A 16,193-nucleotide genomic window follows, 5' to 3' on the forward strand; every position below is an offset into this window, starting at 1 on the left:
CCGTTGCCGGGTTCATTCCGCCTCGTCGCCCGACGTGCCGTGGAACGCGTCATCCACCTCTCGCAGGAGCGTTTCGTCCTCGCCAGTGTAGCGGGACGAGAAATGGAACGGCTCGACCCGCTTGACGCCGGCCGCCCGCGCAAGTTCGCCCGCCTGCTTCGTCGTGAGATGCGCGCGATCGGACGCGAACTCGGTGTCTCTCCTGGCGAAGGTCGCCTCGATGAACAGCGTGTCGGCATTCTTGACGAGCTTGACGATCGACGCTGCGTTCGCGGGGTTGTACGCGGCGTCCGTCACATAGGCGACCTTCTGCCCGGGCGTGATCGAGACGATGTTCTCGCGCAGGAAGCCGAGCGGAAGCGTGTCTGTGTCGGAGTTCGTCCTCTCCACCTGGATCGGCGTGTCGTCGTCGAGGTCATCGTAGATCGCGGCCTTCATCGTGTTGAGCCAGGGGCCGATTGTCAGGCCAAGCTCCGCAAGGCGGTTCTTCCAGACGTTGACATGTTCGGTTTCCTGCAGCGCGAAACCGAGACACGGCGTCCGGTGTTCCAGTTCGGCGAAGCGAACGCGGAGAGAGGTCTCGTCGAGGAGCACCCCGTTCCTGACCTGAATGTCCTGCTCGTCCTGTCGGCAGAAGCTGTTCCGCAGGCCGAACCGGGCGCGCCGCCCCTCGCCGGAGCCCGCCACCTCCGTTACGGTGAACACGAGATCGACGCGGAAGCGCTCGGTCAGGTTCCAGGTGTAGCCGTTCAGCTTCGCCTCGACCCGGTCGATGAAGCCAGGCGGGCCGTAGAGCCGAATGCGTTTTTCCCGGCCGACATAGAGCCGAAGGAGCTGATCGAAGCCGATGAAATGATCGATGTGGGTGTGCGAGACGAAGACGTCGCTGAGCCGCAGCGCCTCTCGCGGCGGCAGGCCGGAGATGTCGCCGAGGTCGAACATGATCGCCCGGCGTTCCATCAGGAAATCGACATAAACCGCAGCGTCGCCGAAGCGGTCGTTGACAAGGGAGGGGAAGAATCTGGGCCGCATGACGAAAGACTAGACTCGGTGTGGCGGGGTTCCATGTTCTCGATCAAACTACCTTGGGAAGCTGACGGGCGACGGCGCGGGATGAAGCAAGAGGACTGCGTTTCCTTCCTGAAATGGTGTCTGCCACGGCTCGGGATGTCCTGGCCGGGGTTCCGGAAGGTGCGCAAGACCGTGTGCAAGCGCGTGGCGGGCCGGTTGCGCAGTCTCGGCCTTGCGGATGTGGATGCCTATCGCCGCTATCTCGAAGCCCACGAGGAGGAGTGGCCGAGGCTCGACGCGATGTGCCGGATCCCGATTTCCCGGTTCTGGCGCGACGGGGAGGTTTTCGGTCACATCGCCAGCGTCGTCCTGCCCGCCCTCGCCGAGGCCGCGATGGAAAGGGGCGACACGCATGTCCGCCTCTGGAGCGCGGGCAGCGCCTCGGGGGAGGAACCCTACAGCCTGCGCCTTGCCTGGAGCGATCGGGCGGAAGCGGCCTTTCCGTCGCTCAGCGTCAGGATCCTGGCGACGGATATCGACGAAATGATGCTGTCGCGCGCGGCTGCCGGGATCTACGGGCGCGGCTCCATCCGCGAAGTGCCCCCTGACCTCGTCGGGCGCGCCTTCCGCCGGTCTGACGACCTCTACGAGATCCGCGAGGAGTTTCGCCGCGACGTCACCTTTCTCCGCCAGGACATCCGGCGGGAGATGCCGGAGGAACTGTTCGACCTGATCCTCTGCCGGAACCTCGTCTTCACGTATTTCGACGAGGTCACGCAGGCCGATCTGCTCAGACGGATCTGCCGACGCCTACGGCCGGGCGGCGCCCTCGTGATTGGTCGGCGCGAAACCCTGCCGGATACCGGCCATTCCCTCGTGCGCTGGGGTGGACCTCGGGCCATTCACCGGCTGTCGTCGTCCTGATGCCGTCTGTGGGTCTGCTCTATCGAGCGGACGGTGCGGATCACCTCGTCGTCTGACAGCGGCGGCCGGCAGCGCGTGCGGTTCCAGGCCAGCATGAGTTCCATGATCACGTCCGTATCGACCCCGTGCCACAGGAGATGGCCCGTGAAGGAGGCGAGCGTCGCGTTGCGCCGCCCCGCCTCGACGCCCTCGCGGACAAGCTCGCGCCAGTGGCTCAACGGATGCCCGCTCCGCTCGTCGCCACCGAATCTCGGGACGAGCAGCCAGTCCGGCAGCGGCGCGAGGCCGGTCTCTTCCGGGGAATGGCCCTTTCGCCAGAGGTAGGGCCTGCCGCTGGGATGAATCGACGGCGGCGCGACGATCACGCCGCCGTCGGCCCGCAGGTCGAGGCCGGGCGCCATTCCAGTCCGGTTCCTGACTTCGCCGCCCGGATGCGCGAAGTAGATGTGCCGCCCGCCGCCCCCAGTTTCGGCCTCTATCGTCCGGGGCAAGGCGCCGTGCCTCGCTTCGAGTTCCGAAAGGGACTCGGCGCCTCCGTGGGCGGGATCGATGTCGAGCACGACGAGGCCGGATCGCGCGCCGGTGACGATCAGGACATTCGCGCCGGGCCATTTCCGGAACCAGTCCCGCAGCTCCGCCTCGGTCGGGCTCCGTTCCTGGTACGGGCGCCAGAGGATAAGCGGCCGCTTGCTGCGCGCCGCCGCCGGTATGGGCGTCCACCCGAGCGCGAGATATCCGAGCGCTGCGTCGAGGCTTTCGTTCTGAACCGGCCGAACCATTTGGCTACGGACCCCCAACTCTGCCGAATGGCAGTAGAGCACAGAATCCTCGCCGTGGGCGAACGGCGGATCAGGCCTTCTTGACCGAAATCCTCTTCTCGCTCGCCTTCTCCGTCCTTGCCTTCGGCAAGGTGATCTTCAGGACACCGTTCGACATCTTCGCGTCGATCTTGGCGTTATCCACCCCGTCGGGCAGCCGGAAGGAACGCTGGAAGCGGCCGTAGCGGCGTTCGGAGAGGTGGTAATCCTTCTCCTTCTCTTCCTTCTCCTCGGTCTTCTCGCCCTTGATGGACAAGACGCCATTCGAAAGCGTGATCTCGATGTCGTCCTCTTCCATGCCGGGGAGTTCGGCGGAGATCATGTAGCCCGTGTCCGTCTCCGTGAAGTCCACGGCCGGGGCTGCCTGCCAGTCGGCCCATTTCGGCATGCGCAGATCGAACCCGCCGCCGAGGCTCGGCAAGCGCCAGTCGCCGGGCGACACGAGATCGAGCAACCGGTCGAATTCGCGCCGCAGCATGTCCGCGCGGGATTGGGGTTCGGATTTCACGTCGAGAGGGACGGCCTTGGCCGCCGTCGGCGCCTTCTTCGGCGCGGACGCGGTCTTTTTCGGTTTGGTGGACGACTTCGTTGCTTTCTTGGCCATGAGAGGTCTCCTTGCATGTTGCTCGACCGCGAGACGGGCGCGGACAACCTGGCGCCCTGGCGCCAGCTTCCGCCGCACCGACATTGATAGGCCATGCGCGGCCATGTGCCTTGACTTCCGTCAATGCCAGGCCCGGGGCGTCCGCGGACGAAGAAGCCGGTTGCGGCGTTCCGCGGCGCCGCTACTGTGGCCGACGGGGAGGCGACGGAATGGCCGATTGGGATTACATCATCGTTGGGGCAGGAAGCGCCGGCTGCGTCCTGGCAAGCCGCCTGTCCGAGGATGCGGGCACGCGGGTCCTGCTGATCGAGGCCGGGGGCCGCGACAATTACCACTGGGTCCATATTCCGATCGGGTATCTCTACTGCATCGGAAATCCGCGCACCGACTGGGGCTACAAGACCGCGTCTGAGCCGGGCCTCGGCGGGCGGAGCCTCGTCTATCCGCGCGGCAAGGTGCTGGGTGGCTGCTCGTCGATCAACGGGATGCTCTACCTCAGGGGGCAGGCTGCGGACTACGACCTGTGGCGCCAGATGGGCAACGTCGGCTGGGGCTGGGACGACGTAAAACCCTACTTCCTGAAATCCGAGGACTACTTCGACGGCCCGTCCGAGCATCACGGCGCGGGCGGCGAGTGGCGAGTCGAGAAGCAGCGCCTTCACTGGGACATCCTCGACGATTTCGCCCGCGCCGCCGAGGCGGCGGGGATCCCGGCGACGGACGATTTCAACACCGGCGACAACGGGGGCGTCGGATATTTCAAGGTGAACCAGCGGTCGGGCTGGCGCGTGAACACGGCCAAGGCCTTCCTCGGGAAGGCGCGAAACCGGCCGAACCTGTCGATCATGACCCAGGCCCAGGTCGAGCGCGTGCTGTTCGAGGGGCGTCGCGCCGTGGGCGTGCGGCTGCGCCGCGACGGGGCGGTCGAGGAGCCACGCGCCGCCCGGGAGGTGATCCTGTCCGCCGGAGCGATCGGCACGCCGCAGATCCTGCAGCTTTCGGGTGTCGGGCCCGGTGCGCTTCTGCAGGAATTCGGGATCCCGGTCGTTCACGAGGCGGCGGTGGGCGAGAACCTTCAGGACCATCTCCAGATCCGCTGCGCCTACAAGGTGAAAGGCGCCAGGACCCTCAACACGATGGCGCAGAGCCTTTGGGGAAAGGCGAAGATCGGGCTGGAATACGCGCTGTTCCGCACCGGGCCAATGTCGATGGCGCCGTCGCAGCTTGGCGCCTTCGCCAGGTCATCGCCCGACGTGGCGACGCCTGACCTCGAATATCACGTGCAGCCCCTGAGCCTCGAAGCCTTCGGCCAGCCCCTGCACGACTTTCCCGCCATCACGGCGAGCGTCTGCCACCTCCGGCCGGAAAGCCGGGGTCATGTCAGGATCACCTCGCCCGATCCCACGGTCCACCCGGAGATCGCGCCGAACTACTTGTCCACGCCCGGCGACAAGGTGGTGGCGGCGCGTGCCATCCGGCTGACCCGCCGGATCATGTCGCAGGAACCGATGGCGAGGTATTCCCCCGAGGAGTTCAAGCCCGGCCCCGGCGGCGAAAGCGACGAGCAACTGGCGGAGGCCGCGGGCCGCATCGCTTCCACCATCTTCCACCCGGTGAGCACGGCGCGCATGGGCACCGATGACGGCGCCGTCGTGGACCCGGAACTGAAGGTCCGGGGCATCGACGGGCTGCGCGTGGTAGACGCCTCGGTCATGCCACGGATCACCAGCGGGAACACCAACTCTCCCACGATCATGATCGCCGAAAAGGCGGCGGACATGATCCGGGGCCGCGGCTGAACGCTGAAAATTCGACAGGTTAAACCGCCGTTAGGCCACGGCTGCTATTCCCGGTCCCGGGTGAAAGACAAGGGGTTGGTGGAATGGGCGGGCGCGACAACGCGGCACCGGTCATCATCAAGCGCAAGAAGGTCGTCGGCGGCGGCGGGCACCACGGCGGGGCGTGGAAGGTCGCCTACGCCGATTTCGTCACCGCGATGATGGCCTTCTTCATGCTGATGTGGCTTCTGAACGCGACGACGGAAAAGCAACGCAAGGGGATCGCGGACTATTTCAATCCGACGGTGCCGATAAACCGGATTTCCGGCGGCGGTGATGGCGCCTTCGGCGGCGAGAGCGTGTTCTCCGAAAGCTCGATCGCGCAGAACGGGACCGGCGCGTCGAGCGTCCTGCCCTCGGATCAGGAACAGGCGATGGGGCGAACCGGAACGGATCCGGAGAACACGGATTCCGACCAGGCGGAGTTCGACGCCGTGGTCAGGAAGATCGAAGAGATGCTGATGGGCATCGGCGGCGAATCGATGGTCACCGAGCAGCTGGCCAAGCACATCGTCACGCGCGTCACGGACGAGGGGCTGATCGTCGAATTGTCCGATCTCGAAGGGGACCCCCTCTTCGAGCCCCGCACCGACGAGCCGACCGGGATCGCCGTCGAGCTTTCGGAGATGGTCGCTCGGGTCTTCTCTCTTGCGAGCAATGGCGTTGCCGTGAATGGCCACCTCGCCGCCGCGCCGGAGGTGCTGCGGGAAAACCCGGTCTGGGATCTCTCCACGCGGCGTGCGCAGAGGATGCGGGGAATGCTGGAATCCGCAGGCCTCGAGGCGCGCCGGGTCGAGCGGGTGACGGGGTATGGCGACCGCAAGCCCGCGCTGCGCAATCCCATGGCGGCCGGGAACAACAGGATGGAGTTCGTCCTGCTGCGATCGAAAACCTGAGAAATCACGTGAATCTTATCCGTTAGGACGAAATTAAGCCGCCGTGCCGCACTGTGACCGGGATCGACGGACGCAGCAGCAGAAAGGCGCTTTCCAATGTCCATCTCGTCCTCGCTGAACGCCGGCGTGGCCGGTCTCAGTGCCAATGCCACGCGGCTCGCCACGATTTCCGACAACATCGCTAACTCCGGTACCTATGGGTACAAGCGCGCCTCGACGGATTTCGAAAGCATGGTGATATCGCAGGCGCGCGGCGCGGGCACCTACTCCTCGGGTGGCGTGCGCGCATCCACGTCACGCCTGATCGAAGAGCGCGGAGCCCTCGTCGGGACTTCGAACGCCCTCGATCTCGCCGTTTCCGGGCGGGGGATGCTGCCGGTCACGACATCGGTGTCGCTGGACGCGACGACGGGCGAACGGCCGATGATGATGACCACGACAGGTTCGTTCCGGACCGACGCCAACGGGGTGCTCCGCACCGATTCGGGCCTCGTTCTGCTCGGCTGGCCGGCGAACGCCGACGGCTCGATTCCGGTCCTGCCGCGCGACACGACCGCCGGTCTTCAGCCCGTGGTCATCAATGCGAACCAGACGGCGGGCGATCCGACGACGCAGATGAAGCTTGGCGTGAACCTTCCCGCCACGGACACCGCGGCGGGGGCCGACGGAACGACGCTGCCCCTGTCGGTCGAGTATTTCGGCAACCTCGGAACGTCCGAGACGCTGGACATATCCTTCGCGCCGACGGTTCCCGCTGCCGGATCGTCGAACGAATGGACGATGGTGATCCGTGATTCAGCGCAGGACGGGGCGGTCATCGGGGAATACATGCTGGTCTTCGACGACAGCCGGGGTTCGGGCGGCACGCTCGCCTCCGTGAACACGATATCCGGCGGGGCCTATGACGCTGTCGCTGGCACGCTGGACCTTACCGTGGCGGGTGGTCCCCTGACGGTGACGATAGGCAAGCTCGGAGATCCGAACGGCCTTACGCAACTCTCCGACAGTTTCGCGCCGACATCGATCACAAAGGACGGCTCCCCCGTCGGGAACCTGACCGCCGTCGAGGTGGACGAGAACGGCTACATCACCGCGACCTATGACACCGGCTTCACGCGGCGGATCTACCAGATCCCGCTCGTCGACGTGCCGAACCCGAACGGGCTCATCGCGCTCAACAACCAGACCTACCAGATCTCGCCGAATTCCGGGTCGTTCTTCCTCTGGGATGCCGGCGATGGCCCCACCGGCGCGGTCGTGGGCTATGCTCGCGAGGGCTCCACGACCGATGTCGCGGCGGAACTGACCGCCCTCATCCAGACCCAGCGGGCCTATTCCTCGAACGCCAAGGTCATCCAGACGGTGGACGAGATGCTGCAGGAAACCACGAACATCAAGCGGTGACCTGGGGGCGGGTGAACCGGCAACCCGGAGGCTAGGCGATGACGATCACCAGCACGTTGCACAACGCCCTTTCGGGCCTCGCGGCGGTCTCGCGGTCGGCGGACGTCGTGTCCTCGAACGTCGCGAACGCGCTTACCGAAGGCTACGCGCGGCGAGAACTGTCGCTGTCCGCGCAGAGCCTTGGTGGAAATGGCGCGGGCGTGAGCGTCGACGCGGTGACCCGTGCCGTGAACCAGACAGTGCTTGCCGACAGGCGGCTGGCCGATGCCGAACTCGCCAATGCCGATGTTCGTTCTGCTTTTCTTGCGCAGGTCGAAGGCAGGATCGGAACCCCGGACGATGCCGGCTCGCTTTCCGCCCGCCTCACGGAACTGGAATCGGCGCTGATCGAGGCGGCGAGCCGTCCGGACAGCGAGGCGCGACTTGGCTCCGTCCTGACGGCGGCGAAGAACGTGACGAAGGCGGTGGCGGCGATTTCGGGTGCTATCCAGCAGTCGCGGATGGAGGCGGACAGTGGGATCGCATCGGCCGTGAATTCGCTGAACGGGATGCTGGTCGAGATCCGCGATCTGAATGTCGAGATCACTTCGGCCCGTGCCTCGGGTCGGGATGCCACCGCGCTGATGGACCAGAGACAGACGCTGGTGGACAAGGTTTCGGAGATCGTGCCGGTTCGCGAGGTTCCTCGCCAAGGTGACCAGGTCGCGCTGTTCACCACGGGCGGCGCGGTTCTTCTGGAGGGCACGCCCGCTCGGATCGGTTTCACGGCGGTGGGCGTGATTGCCCCCGACATGACGATGACTGGGGGCGCCCTGTTCGGGCTCACTCTGAATGGGATGCCGATCTCCCCGTCGGATACCGGTGTCATGGGGGGCGGCCGGCTTGGCGCGTTGTTCGCGGTGCGGGATGACCTTGCCGTGACGGCCCAGACCCAAATCGACGCGCTTGCCCGTGACTTGATCGGGCGGTTCCAGTCTTCCGCCGTGGACCCGACGCTTGGCCCGGGCTCCCCGGGTCTGTTCACAGATTCGGGGAATTCGCTCAACGTTGCGGACGAGGTCGGACTGTCGGCCCGGCTTTCCGTCAATGCTCTTGCCGACCCGTCGCGCGGCGGGTCGCTCTGGCGGCTACGGGACGGTCTCGGCGCGGCAATGCCGGGCCCCGTCGGCGATGCCACGCTTCTGAATGCCCTGAGCGCTGCCCTTGCCGACCCTGTCACTCCCGCTTCGGGAAGCTTCGGCGGCGCGGCGCGTTCCGCTTCCGGACTGGCCGCTGACATTCTTTCCCAGATAGCGGGTGCGCGTCAGTCGGCGGAGGACGCGCAGGGCTATGCCTCGGCGCGGCAGGAAGCGCTGACTGTCCTGCAACTCCAGGACGGCGTCGACACGGATCGGGAGATGCAGATGCTCCTGGTGATCGAGCAGGCCTATGCCGCCAACGCCCGCGTCATCAAGACGGTCGACGAACTCATTCAGCAACTGATCGGGATGTAAGCCATGAACCTGATGTCCGTGGGCGACATGGCGCAGGCCTACCAGATGCGCAGACAGAACGTGCAGCTCAAGGAGCGGATGACGCAACTTTCCGAGGAACTGACGACGGGCGTGAAGGCAAACCTGTCCGAGGCGCTCTCTGGTGATTTCGTCGCGCTTGCCGGCATCGACCGCTCCCTGAAGACGCTTGAGTCCTACGGGACCGCGACGTCCGAAGCCGCGCTGTTCACCGCGACCATGCAGAATGCCCTGGGTGCCGCGGGGGACATGACCGGTGAAATGGGTGCGTCGCTGTTGTCGGCGGCAACGACCACGAGCCCCGCCCAGCTCAGAACCGCGACCGCTGACGCGCGGGAAAGGTTTCTTGGCGTCGTTTCGACTCTCAATGTTCAGGTCGGGGAGCGATATGTCTTCGCCGGCAAGACGTCGGATGTCCGTCCCTTCGCATCCGGCGAGGAGATGCTCGCCGCGCTGGCGACTGCATCGGCCGGAGCCGTTTCCGCGACCGATCTCGTCGCCGCGGTGGACGCCTGGTTCGACGTGCCCGCGGGTGCCGGCGGTTTCCTGGACACCGGGTATCTGGGCTCAGACGAGGCGCTCGCCCCGTTCCGTCTCGGCGCGGACGAAAGCGCGGAACTCGGCGTCACCGGCGCCGATCCTGCGATCCGGGACCTTCTGAAAGGCCTCGCACTCGCCGCGCTCGTATCGGAGGGTGCGTTTGCCGGCAGTAACGAGGAACGCGCCCGCGTGGCGCGTGTGGCGGGAGAGCGAGTTCTTGGCGCCGAAGGCTCTCTCGCCATCCTGCGGGCGCGCGTCGGAGCGGTCGAAGGCCATATCGATCAGGCCGCCGTGCGGAACGCGGCCGAGACGTCGGCCCTCGGGATCGCGCGAAACGAGATGGTTGGAGCGGAACCCTACGCCACGGCCAGCGCTCTCGAGGCCGTGACGACCCAGATGGAAACGCTCTACACGCTTACCGCGCGTCTCTCGCGCCTCAGCTTCGCGGAGTACCTGTGATGGCACGCCTCGCGCTGATCTTCGCCGCGTTCATGACCGCGGTCGCTCCATGTGCTCACGCGGAAGCGATCCGGATCAAGGATCTGGTGGAGTTCGACGGCGTGCGCGGCAACGATCTGGTGGGGTATGGCCTTGTCGTGGGGCTGAACGGGACGGGCGACGGGATAAGAAACGCGCCCTTCACCGAAGACATCATGTCGAACATCCTCGAGAGGCTTGGCGTCAACGTCACTGGCGAGCAGTTCCGGCCGAAGAACGTCGCCGCCGTGTTCGTCACCGCGACCTTGCCCCCGTTCTCGCGCGCGGGAAGCCAGATCGACGTGACGGTGTCGGCGATCGGCGACGCCAAGAGCCTTCTCGGCGGGACTCTCGTGATGACTCCCCTCAATGCCGCTGACGGGCAGATCTATGCTGTCGCGCAGGGAACGATCATAGCCGGGGGCGCCTCGTCCGTGGGTCAGGGGGCAAGCGTCGTGCAGGGCGTTCCGACCTCTGGTGTCATTCCCGCCGGCGCCCGCGTCGAGCGCGAGATCGAGTTCGACTTCGGCGGATTGAGCGCTGTCCGTCTGGCGCTCCGCAGCCCGGATTTCACGACCGCAGGGCGAATCGAGCAGGCGATCAACGCGGAGTTCGGCCGCCCCGTGGCCCGGATGCTCGACGCGGGGACCGTCAACCTCGACATCCCCGCGACCCGCATGGGATCGCCGGCGCATGTGCTGGGCCGGGTCGAGAACCTCTCCGTCGAGCCAGAGCGGCGCGCACGCGTCGTCGTCGATCAGCGCTCCGGGACGATCGTCATGGGCGAAGATGTGCGGATCTCGCGCGTGGCGGTGAGCCAGGGAAACCTCACGCTCCGGATCTCGGAGGCGCCATTGGCCGTTCAGCCGAACCCGTTCGCGCGTGGCGAAACCGTTGTCGTCCCAAGGACGGAGGCCAGTATCCAGGAAGAACCGGGGGTGGGGATGGCGGAGATCCCGGATGGCTCGACGCTTTCGGAGGTGGTCGCGGGTCTCAATGCGCTTGGCGTTTCCCCTCGCGACATGATCGACATTCTTAAGAGCATCAACTCCGCCGGCGCGCTTCACGCGGAGTTCGTGGTCTACTGATCCGCCAGAGGTCCATGTTCGGCCTCCGGGAACGGTATGTGTTCGTGTGCCTGTCACTCTGCAGATCGAAGTTGCGGCGAGTCCGCCTGCGATCCGAATGGGTAAGGACAGGGTCCGGTGGGCTGATCACCAGGGTCTCCGCTGCCAGGGAGACAGGAAAAACCGGGTTCAGAAGTAGCTGCGAACCATGGCCCCGGAGATGAGCGTCCAGCCATCCGCCATGACGAAGAAGGCGAGCTTGAAGGGCAACGATACGATTGCAGGCGGCACCATCATCATCCCCATGGACATCAGGACCGCCGAAACGACAAGGTCGATGATCAGGAACGGAAGGAAGATCAGGAAGCCGATCTGGAAAGCGCGTGAGATCTCGGACAGGAGGAACGAGGGTACGAGCAGCGAAAGAGGAGCTCCCGCCAGCTCCCCCGAGTCGACCCCCGGGCGAAGTTCGGCCAAGGCCGCGAAGGTTTCAGCGTCGATGCGGTTGGCCATGAACGTTCGAAAGGGCGCCATGCCGGCACCGAATGCTGCTTCCACCTCCGTGCTCCCATCGATCATGGGCTGAACACCAGCCGTCCATGCCTCGGTGAAGACCGGCTCCATGATGAACCAGGTGAGGAACAGCGACAGCGACACGATCAGCATGTTGGGCGGCGACTGCTGCAATCCGATCGCCTGGCGAAGAATCGACAGCACCGTCACGATGAACGGGAAGCAGGTGACCATGATCGCGAGACCGGGCGCGAGGCTCAGAACCGTGATCAACGCGATGAACGTTATCGTCCGGCCAGTGAGCGATCCTTCGTCACCGAGCGAAAACGTGATCTCCTGTGCCCAGGCGTTGGAGGAGGACAGGGCCAGCAGGATCATCGCGGCCGTGACCGCGCGCGGGAACGGAATCCGCATGGGGTCACAGTCCGTTGCGCAGATCGACGACTTCCGTAAGGCGAACGCCCAGACGACCGGAGCCATCGCCCTCGATCTCGGTCAGTTCGCCCCGGGCGATCAGCCGGTCGCCGACGTAGAGTTCGACCGGGTCGTCGACCTTTCGGTCGAGCGGCAGAATCGCGTCGCGTTCCAGCCTGAGCAACTCGCGCACCTGCGGTCTCGCCTTTCCGACCGAAACGGAGATCTCGATCGGAACCTGGGTGAACGGACTCACGCCCACGGGGCTGCCGGCCTCGTCAACCATCTGCCGTCTCCTTCTGGGTTTCGAAATAGGCCGAAATCGCCGCACCGATCGCCGAGATGACTCCGTCAAGGTCGATGCGTGTCTCCGTGTCGCCGAACTGCAGATGAACCTGGCCTTCGCCCAGGTTCGCTTCCTCCACGAAACGAAGGGGGATTTGCCCGTTCGGATCGAGAAAGGACGACACCGTCTCAAGGCTTGCCGGGTTGAGGACGACGCTTATCGGCGTGTCGGCAATTTCCGCCGCCAGGGGACCCAAAGCCTCCAGCACGATCGGCCCGATCGACTGTCGCGCAACCGCCGGCAGGACCTTTGCCACCATTTCCTGCAACAGCGGCTCCATCGCGCGCAGAACATGGATGCGAGCTTCATGATAGCTGAAGGACAGGTCGAGCATGTTACGCGCGAGGTCGGCGCGGAGCCTTGAGCCCTCATTCTCCTGCGCCGCGACAGCGTCGTCCCAGCCGGCTGTGTAACCTTTTTCGAAGGCCGCGAGCCGCAACTCTTCGCGATCGGTGACGGTCATCTGCAACCGGTCCCCGTCGTCGGACGTCTCGGGCGCGGAGAAATCCTCGAGTCGCAGTCGGGACCCGGTCATGCCCGCTCCTCCTGATCTTCCATCCAGCCCCGAAGTATCTGGACCGTTTCGGCCTGCCGCTCTTCGATCAGGCGGCGAAGGCGGGCGACGGGATCTTCGTTCTGTCCGGCGCCGAAGCCGCCGAAGTCGCCCGTGCCCATGGCGATCGGTACGCCTTGGCTCGATACGTCAGCGAAATCGGATACCACGGGCATGTTCCCCGGGATAAAGGCGCCGTCGTCGATCTCCCCGGTCAGCGCCCCGGCGGAGCCCGGGGCCAGCCCGCCAGGAGGCGGCAGCGTGGCAATGCGGGAGACGCGCCCGGACAGGAGAATCGGGCGAAGGACGAAAAGGCCGAGTATCAGCGCGACGATCGCGAGAACGGCGAATTGAACGAGGCTCATCGCGTCGACGTCGAGCGATTGGAGGAAGTCCGACGCGGCTTCCGATCCCTCTGGGGCGAAGGGTTCGAAGGGCATCGACTTCAGGGTGATGACATCGCCCCGCGCCTCGTCGAAGCCGACCGCCGAAGCCACGAGGTCCTTCAGCGCCGCGAGCTCTTCCTCGGAGCGGGGCTCCCAAGTCGGCATGCCGCTGGCATCCACCTTTTCAATCCCGTCGACCATCACGGCGACCGTCAGCCGTTTGACGGCGCCCGGCGACCTGAGAAGCTCGCGCGTGCTTTCGGAAACCTCGAAATTGGTGCGTTCCCGCGTCTCGGAAGCTTCGCTCTGCGAAGAGCCGCCAGACCCCGGCGCCGCGCCCTGTGGCAGGTTCGATGCCACGGTGACCGCACCGCCGCGCGAATCGTTCGCCGTGTTCGTCCGTTCTTCGGTGTCGGTCGATATGGCGACCCGGCTGTTCGGGTCGAAGGTGCGCTCCGTGATGGCCTCCCTTTCGGTCACGGTTTCGACGGAAACCTCGACCACCGCATTCCCGTATCCGACGCGTGCCTCGAGCAGCCTTTCCACGTTGCGCTTCAGTTCCGCCGCCCGGTCATCGCCGCTGGGCGCGGAGGACTCGTCCCCGCTCAGCACCAGCCCTGCCTCGCCGTCGATCACGGACACGTCTTCGGGCGACATTCCGGCGACTGCTGCCGCGACCAGGTATCTCAGCGCTTTCGCATGCGCGGGAGACAGGCCCTCGCCGTTGGTCGAGACGCTGACGGAGGCCGTGGTCCGGGCGTCGCGCCGGAAAGGCTGGCCAGACGGCGTCGCGATGTGCACGCGCGCGGAGCGGATATGAGGGCTCGACACGATCGTCCTGGCGAGTTCGCCCTCCTTCGCGCGCCAGTACGCGGCGTCGAACATCTGCGACGTCGTTCCGAACCCGGAGAGCGTGTCGAGAAGCTCGTATCCCGCCCCGCCATTTGCCGGCAGGCCTTCCGCCGCCAGCGTCATCCGCAGCTGATCGCGGTCGGCGGCCGGAACATGGATCGAATCGCCCCTGACCTCGTATGGCACGCCGCGCTGGTCGAGCGCCGTCACCACCTCCCCCGCCCGCGCGGAATCGAGCCCGGCGTAAAGGAGCGCCATCGAGGGTCTGGAGACCAGGTTCGACAGGAGGATGACCGCCGCGAACATCGCCACTGTCGCCACGGCCACGATCACCCGCTTCCTTGGATCGAGCACTTGCCAGAGAGAAGTCAGCTGCTGCAATGCGCACCTCCTTCGAGCGGATTTCTTCCGCACGTTCCCGATGCTTGGACGATCGCGCTTAACAATCGGTTAGCTCCCTCGGGGCTATACGGGACACCTGGCGAATGGAGGCGGAGGTTCCATGGCGGCTCCGGATGGCACGGCCGGCGAGGCCTCGAAAAAGCGGTCGAAGCTTCCCCTGATGCTTGGGCTGGCGCTCATGCTTGCGCTGGGCGCCGGCAGTTTCTTCGCTGTCTATTCCGGCATCCTGTTCGGGCATGCCGGCGATCGAGCGGATGATCATGCGCCTCAGGTCGAAGCCTTGCCCGACATCGCTTTTGTGGCCGTCGATCCCCTCGTGATCACTCTCGGGGCGGGCAATTCGACACGGCATCTGCGGTTCAGCGCACAGATTGAGGTTCCCAAGCAGTACCAGGGCGACGTGGCTCTGTTGCTGCCCCGAATCCTCGACGTGCTGAACGGCTATCTGCGCGCCGTCGACGCCAGGCTGTTCGACGACCCGTCGGCGCTGATGCGGCTTCGCGCGCAGATGCTGAGACGCGTCCAGATCGTCACGGGAGAGGGTCGTGTGCGCGATCTTCTCGTTACCGAATTCGTGCTGAACTGAGGGAGAATCCGATGCAGTTCATCGCTGACGTCCTTCTTGGAGCCGGGGCTCTCGGCGCGGCCGTCTATTGCTTCGTGCTCGCGCGGCGGCTGAAGCAATTCAATCAGCTCGAAAACGGGATGGGGGGCGCAATCGCCGTTCTGTCGGCGCAGGTCGACGACATGACGAAGGCGCTGGAGCAGGCGCGGGCCACGGCGTCGGCCTCGGCGAACTCGCTCGAATCGCTTACCGCGCGCGCCGAGGCCGCCGCCGAGCGGCTGGAGCTACTCATGGCCTCGCTGCACGACCTGCCCGATCCCGAACCTGGGGAAAACGGCCGGAGGATGCGGGTGCTGCGACGGCGTGCGCGCCATGAGGGCTCGGCGCCCCTGGAGGCGGCGGAATGAGTGGCGGGCGGAAGTCCGGCGTTCCGGCACCCGCCGGACGACGCGGCGCCCGCCGCGGGGGGCGGGGCGTCCTTCTGGTCATTGCGACCTTTCTAGCAGCTTCCGGCTTGATCCATCTCGGGGGAAGCGCGGGGTCGGCTCTCGCGAATGTCGACGGTGCGGCGGCGCCCGCCGCGGAGCCTGCCGCGTGCGAGCCAGAGGGAGGCGCGCTTGCGATGCTTGAGGCGCTCAAGGCGCGAGAGGCGCGGCTTGTCGAGCGGGAGGCGGCTCTCGCCGACCGGACGCAGGCGCTCTCGCTCGCCGAGACGAAGATCGAAGAACGGATTGCCGTGCTCATAGCCGCGGAGGAAGAACTCGCGGCGACGATGGCGATGGCGGAACAGGCGTCGGAGGCGGACGTGGCGAAGCTCACGGCTGTCTACGAAAGCATGAAACCGAAGGAGGCCGCGCCTCTGTTCGAGGAAATGGCGCCGGACTTCGCGGCCGGATTCCTCGCGCGGATGCGGCCCGACGCGGCCGCCGCGATCATGGCCGGGCTCGAACCCAGGACCGCCTACACGATCAGCGCGGTCCTCGCGGGGCGAAATGCCGCCGCGCCGAAGGATTGACCGCGAGGAAGGATTCTTAACCCCGACCTGCAAGGCTTGCGTTCGCATGTCTGGGCG

At 65.9% G+C, this 16,193-nt stretch carries 17 protein-coding genes; 10 read left to right on the forward strand and 7 right to left on the reverse strand.

Features of this window, described 5'->3' with window-relative positions:
* Positions 1-12: 12 nt before the first annotated feature.
* Positions 13-1,032 carry a ribonuclease Z gene (locus ABCN56_RS09030; protein ID WP_343080478.1) on the reverse strand — a complete coding sequence of 340 codons (1,020 nt, stop codon included), beginning with the start codon at positions 1,030-1,032 and terminating at the stop codon, positions 13-15.
* Positions 1,033-1,113: 81 nt separating this feature from the next.
* Here ABCN56_RS09030 and ABCN56_RS09035 point away from each other — a divergent pair, with 81 nt between their 5' ends.
* Entirely contained in the window at positions 1,114-1,935 is an 822-nt protein-coding gene (locus ABCN56_RS09035) for a CheR family methyltransferase (RefSeq protein ID WP_343080479.1), read from the forward strand.
* On the opposite strand, the gene ABCN56_RS09040 is transcribed toward ABCN56_RS09035, so the two are convergent.
* Both ABCN56_RS09040 and ABCN56_RS09045 read right to left on the reverse strand, forming a co-directional pair.
* Positions 1,914-2,714 (reverse strand): bifunctional DNA primase/polymerase, encoded by an 801-nt coding sequence (locus ABCN56_RS09040; protein WP_343080480.1) that lies wholly within the window; start codon positions 2,712-2,714, stop codon positions 1,914-1,916. The two genes, ABCN56_RS09035 and ABCN56_RS09040, sit on opposite strands and share 22 nt — an antisense overlap.
* A gap of 70 nt (positions 2,715-2,784) precedes the next feature.
* The gene (locus ABCN56_RS09045; RefSeq protein ID WP_343080481.1) at positions 2,785-3,357 is read right to left on the reverse strand and encodes an Hsp20/alpha crystallin family protein; all 573 of its coding nucleotides are present in this window, start codon (positions 3,355-3,357) and stop codon (positions 2,785-2,787) included.
* A 209-nt stretch (positions 3,358-3,566) separates the two neighbouring features.
* Here ABCN56_RS09045 and ABCN56_RS09050 point away from each other — a divergent pair, with 209 nt between their 5' ends.
* From ABCN56_RS09050 to ABCN56_RS09075, 6 genes are all read left to right on the forward strand, one after another.
* Entirely contained in the window at positions 3,567-5,156 is a 1,590-nt protein-coding gene (locus ABCN56_RS09050) for a GMC family oxidoreductase (RefSeq protein WP_343080482.1), read from the forward strand.
* An 83-nt stretch (positions 5,157-5,239) separates the two neighbouring features.
* Positions 5,240-6,091 (forward strand): flagellar motor protein MotB, encoded by an 852-nt coding sequence (locus tag ABCN56_RS09055; protein ID WP_343080483.1) that lies wholly within the window; start codon positions 5,240-5,242, stop codon positions 6,089-6,091.
* A gap of 96 nt (positions 6,092-6,187) precedes the next feature.
* Entirely contained in the window at positions 6,188-7,495 is a 1,308-nt protein-coding gene (locus ABCN56_RS09060) for a flagellar hook protein FlgE (RefSeq protein WP_343080484.1), read from the forward strand.
* Positions 7,496-7,533: 38 nt separating this feature from the next.
* Positions 7,534-8,988 carry a flagellar hook-associated protein FlgK gene (flgK, locus tag ABCN56_RS09065; RefSeq protein ID WP_343080485.1) on the forward strand — a complete coding sequence of 485 codons (1,455 nt, stop codon included), beginning with the start codon at positions 7,534-7,536 and terminating at the stop codon, positions 8,986-8,988.
* A 3-nt stretch (positions 8,989-8,991) separates the two neighbouring features.
* Positions 8,992-10,005, forward strand: coding sequence for a hypothetical protein (locus tag ABCN56_RS09070; protein ID WP_343080486.1), 1,014 nt, complete (start codon positions 8,992-8,994; stop codon positions 10,003-10,005).
* A complete protein-coding gene (locus ABCN56_RS09075; protein WP_425466089.1) occupies positions 10,005-11,111 on the forward strand; it encodes a flagellar basal body P-ring protein FlgI in 1,107 nt (368 codons plus the stop codon). The genes ABCN56_RS09070 and ABCN56_RS09075 overlap by 1 nt, the downstream gene beginning before the upstream one ends.
* A gap of 168 nt (positions 11,112-11,279) precedes the next feature.
* Here the strand turns inward: ABCN56_RS09075 and fliP are convergent, their stop codons facing one another.
* The 4 genes from fliP to fliF are packed head-to-tail and all read right to left on the reverse strand — an operon-like array spanning position 11,280 to position 14,535.
* The gene (gene fliP, locus ABCN56_RS09080; RefSeq protein ID WP_343080487.1) at positions 11,280-12,017 is read right to left on the reverse strand and encodes a flagellar type III secretion system pore protein FliP; all 738 of its coding nucleotides are present in this window, start codon (positions 12,015-12,017) and stop codon (positions 11,280-11,282) included.
* A 4-nt stretch (positions 12,018-12,021) separates the two neighbouring features.
* Positions 12,022-12,303 carry a FliM/FliN family flagellar motor switch protein gene (locus ABCN56_RS09085; protein ID WP_343080488.1) on the reverse strand — a complete coding sequence of 94 codons (282 nt, stop codon included), beginning with the start codon at positions 12,301-12,303 and terminating at the stop codon, positions 12,022-12,024.
* On the reverse strand, positions 12,296-12,898 hold the full coding sequence (locus ABCN56_RS09090) for a FliH/SctL family protein (protein WP_343080489.1): 603 nt from the start codon (positions 12,896-12,898) through the stop codon (positions 12,296-12,298). The genes ABCN56_RS09085 and ABCN56_RS09090 overlap by 8 nt, the downstream gene beginning before the upstream one ends.
* Positions 12,895-14,535, reverse strand: a complete 1,641-nt coding sequence (fliF, locus tag ABCN56_RS09095; RefSeq protein ID WP_343080490.1) for a flagellar basal-body MS-ring/collar protein FliF — start codon at positions 14,533-14,535, stop codon at positions 12,895-12,897. Before fliF ends, ABCN56_RS09090 begins: the two co-directional genes overlap by 4 nt.
* Before the next feature lie 121 nt (positions 14,536-14,656).
* Here fliF and ABCN56_RS09100 point away from each other — a divergent pair, with 121 nt between their 5' ends.
* From ABCN56_RS09100 to ABCN56_RS09110, 3 genes are all read left to right on the forward strand, one after another.
* Positions 14,657-15,142: a flagellar basal body-associated FliL family protein gene (locus tag ABCN56_RS09100; RefSeq protein WP_343080491.1), complete on the forward strand. Its 486-nt coding sequence runs from the start codon at positions 14,657-14,659 to the stop codon at positions 15,140-15,142.
* A gap of 11 nt (positions 15,143-15,153) precedes the next feature.
* Positions 15,154-15,528, forward strand: a complete 375-nt coding sequence (locus ABCN56_RS09105) for a hypothetical protein (RefSeq protein ID WP_343080492.1) — start codon at positions 15,154-15,156, stop codon at positions 15,526-15,528.
* Between the two features lie 107 nt (positions 15,529-15,635).
* Entirely contained in the window at positions 15,636-16,136 is a 501-nt protein-coding gene (locus ABCN56_RS09110; protein ID WP_343080493.1) for a MotE family protein, read from the forward strand.
* The last annotated feature ends 57 nt before the right edge of the window (positions 16,137-16,193 follow it).

Source organism: Ostreiculturibacter nitratireducens, from assembly GCF_032670585.1.
GTDB lineage: Bacteria > Pseudomonadota > Alphaproteobacteria > Rhodobacterales > Rhodobacteraceae > Ostreiculturibacter > Ostreiculturibacter nitratireducens.

Excerpts from the sequence above, each read along its gene's own strand:
- ABCN56_RS09030 (WP_343080478.1), bottom strand. The coding sequence starts at position 1,032 with ATGCGGCCCAGATTCTTCCCCTCCCTTGTCAACGACCGCTTCGGCGAC.
- ABCN56_RS09035 (WP_343080479.1), top strand. The coding sequence starts at position 1,114 with ATGAAGCAAGAGGACTGCGTTTCCTTCCTGAAATGGTGTCTGCCACGG.
- ABCN56_RS09040 (WP_343080480.1), bottom strand. The coding sequence starts at position 2,714 with ATGGTTCGGCCGGTTCAGAACGAAAGCCTCGACGCAGCGCTCGGATAT.
- ABCN56_RS09045 (WP_343080481.1), bottom strand. The coding sequence starts at position 3,357 with ATGGCCAAGAAAGCAACGAAGTCGTCCACCAAACCGAAAAAGACCGCG.
- ABCN56_RS09050 (WP_343080482.1), top strand. The coding sequence starts at position 3,567 with ATGGCCGATTGGGATTACATCATCGTTGGGGCAGGAAGCGCCGGCTGC.
- ABCN56_RS09055 (WP_343080483.1), top strand. The coding sequence starts at position 5,240 with ATGGGCGGGCGCGACAACGCGGCACCGGTCATCATCAAGCGCAAGAAG.
- ABCN56_RS09060 (WP_343080484.1), top strand. The coding sequence starts at position 6,188 with ATGTCCATCTCGTCCTCGCTGAACGCCGGCGTGGCCGGTCTCAGTGCC.
- flgK (WP_343080485.1), top strand. The coding sequence starts at position 7,534 with ATGACGATCACCAGCACGTTGCACAACGCCCTTTCGGGCCTCGCGGCG.
- ABCN56_RS09070 (WP_343080486.1), top strand. The coding sequence starts at position 8,992 with ATGAACCTGATGTCCGTGGGCGACATGGCGCAGGCCTACCAGATGCGC.
- ABCN56_RS09075 (WP_425466089.1), top strand. The coding sequence starts at position 10,005 with ATGGCACGCCTCGCGCTGATCTTCGCCGCGTTCATGACCGCGGTCGCT.
- fliP (WP_343080487.1), bottom strand. The coding sequence starts at position 12,017 with ATGCGGATTCCGTTCCCGCGCGCGGTCACGGCCGCGATGATCCTGCTG.
- ABCN56_RS09085 (WP_343080488.1), bottom strand. The coding sequence starts at position 12,303 with ATGGTTGACGAGGCCGGCAGCCCCGTGGGCGTGAGTCCGTTCACCCAG.
- ABCN56_RS09090 (WP_343080489.1), bottom strand. The coding sequence starts at position 12,898 with ATGACCGGGTCCCGACTGCGACTCGAGGATTTCTCCGCGCCCGAGACG.
- ABCN56_RS09100 (WP_343080491.1), top strand. The coding sequence starts at position 14,657 with ATGGCGGCTCCGGATGGCACGGCCGGCGAGGCCTCGAAAAAGCGGTCG.
- ABCN56_RS09105 (WP_343080492.1), top strand. The coding sequence starts at position 15,154 with ATGCAGTTCATCGCTGACGTCCTTCTTGGAGCCGGGGCTCTCGGCGCG.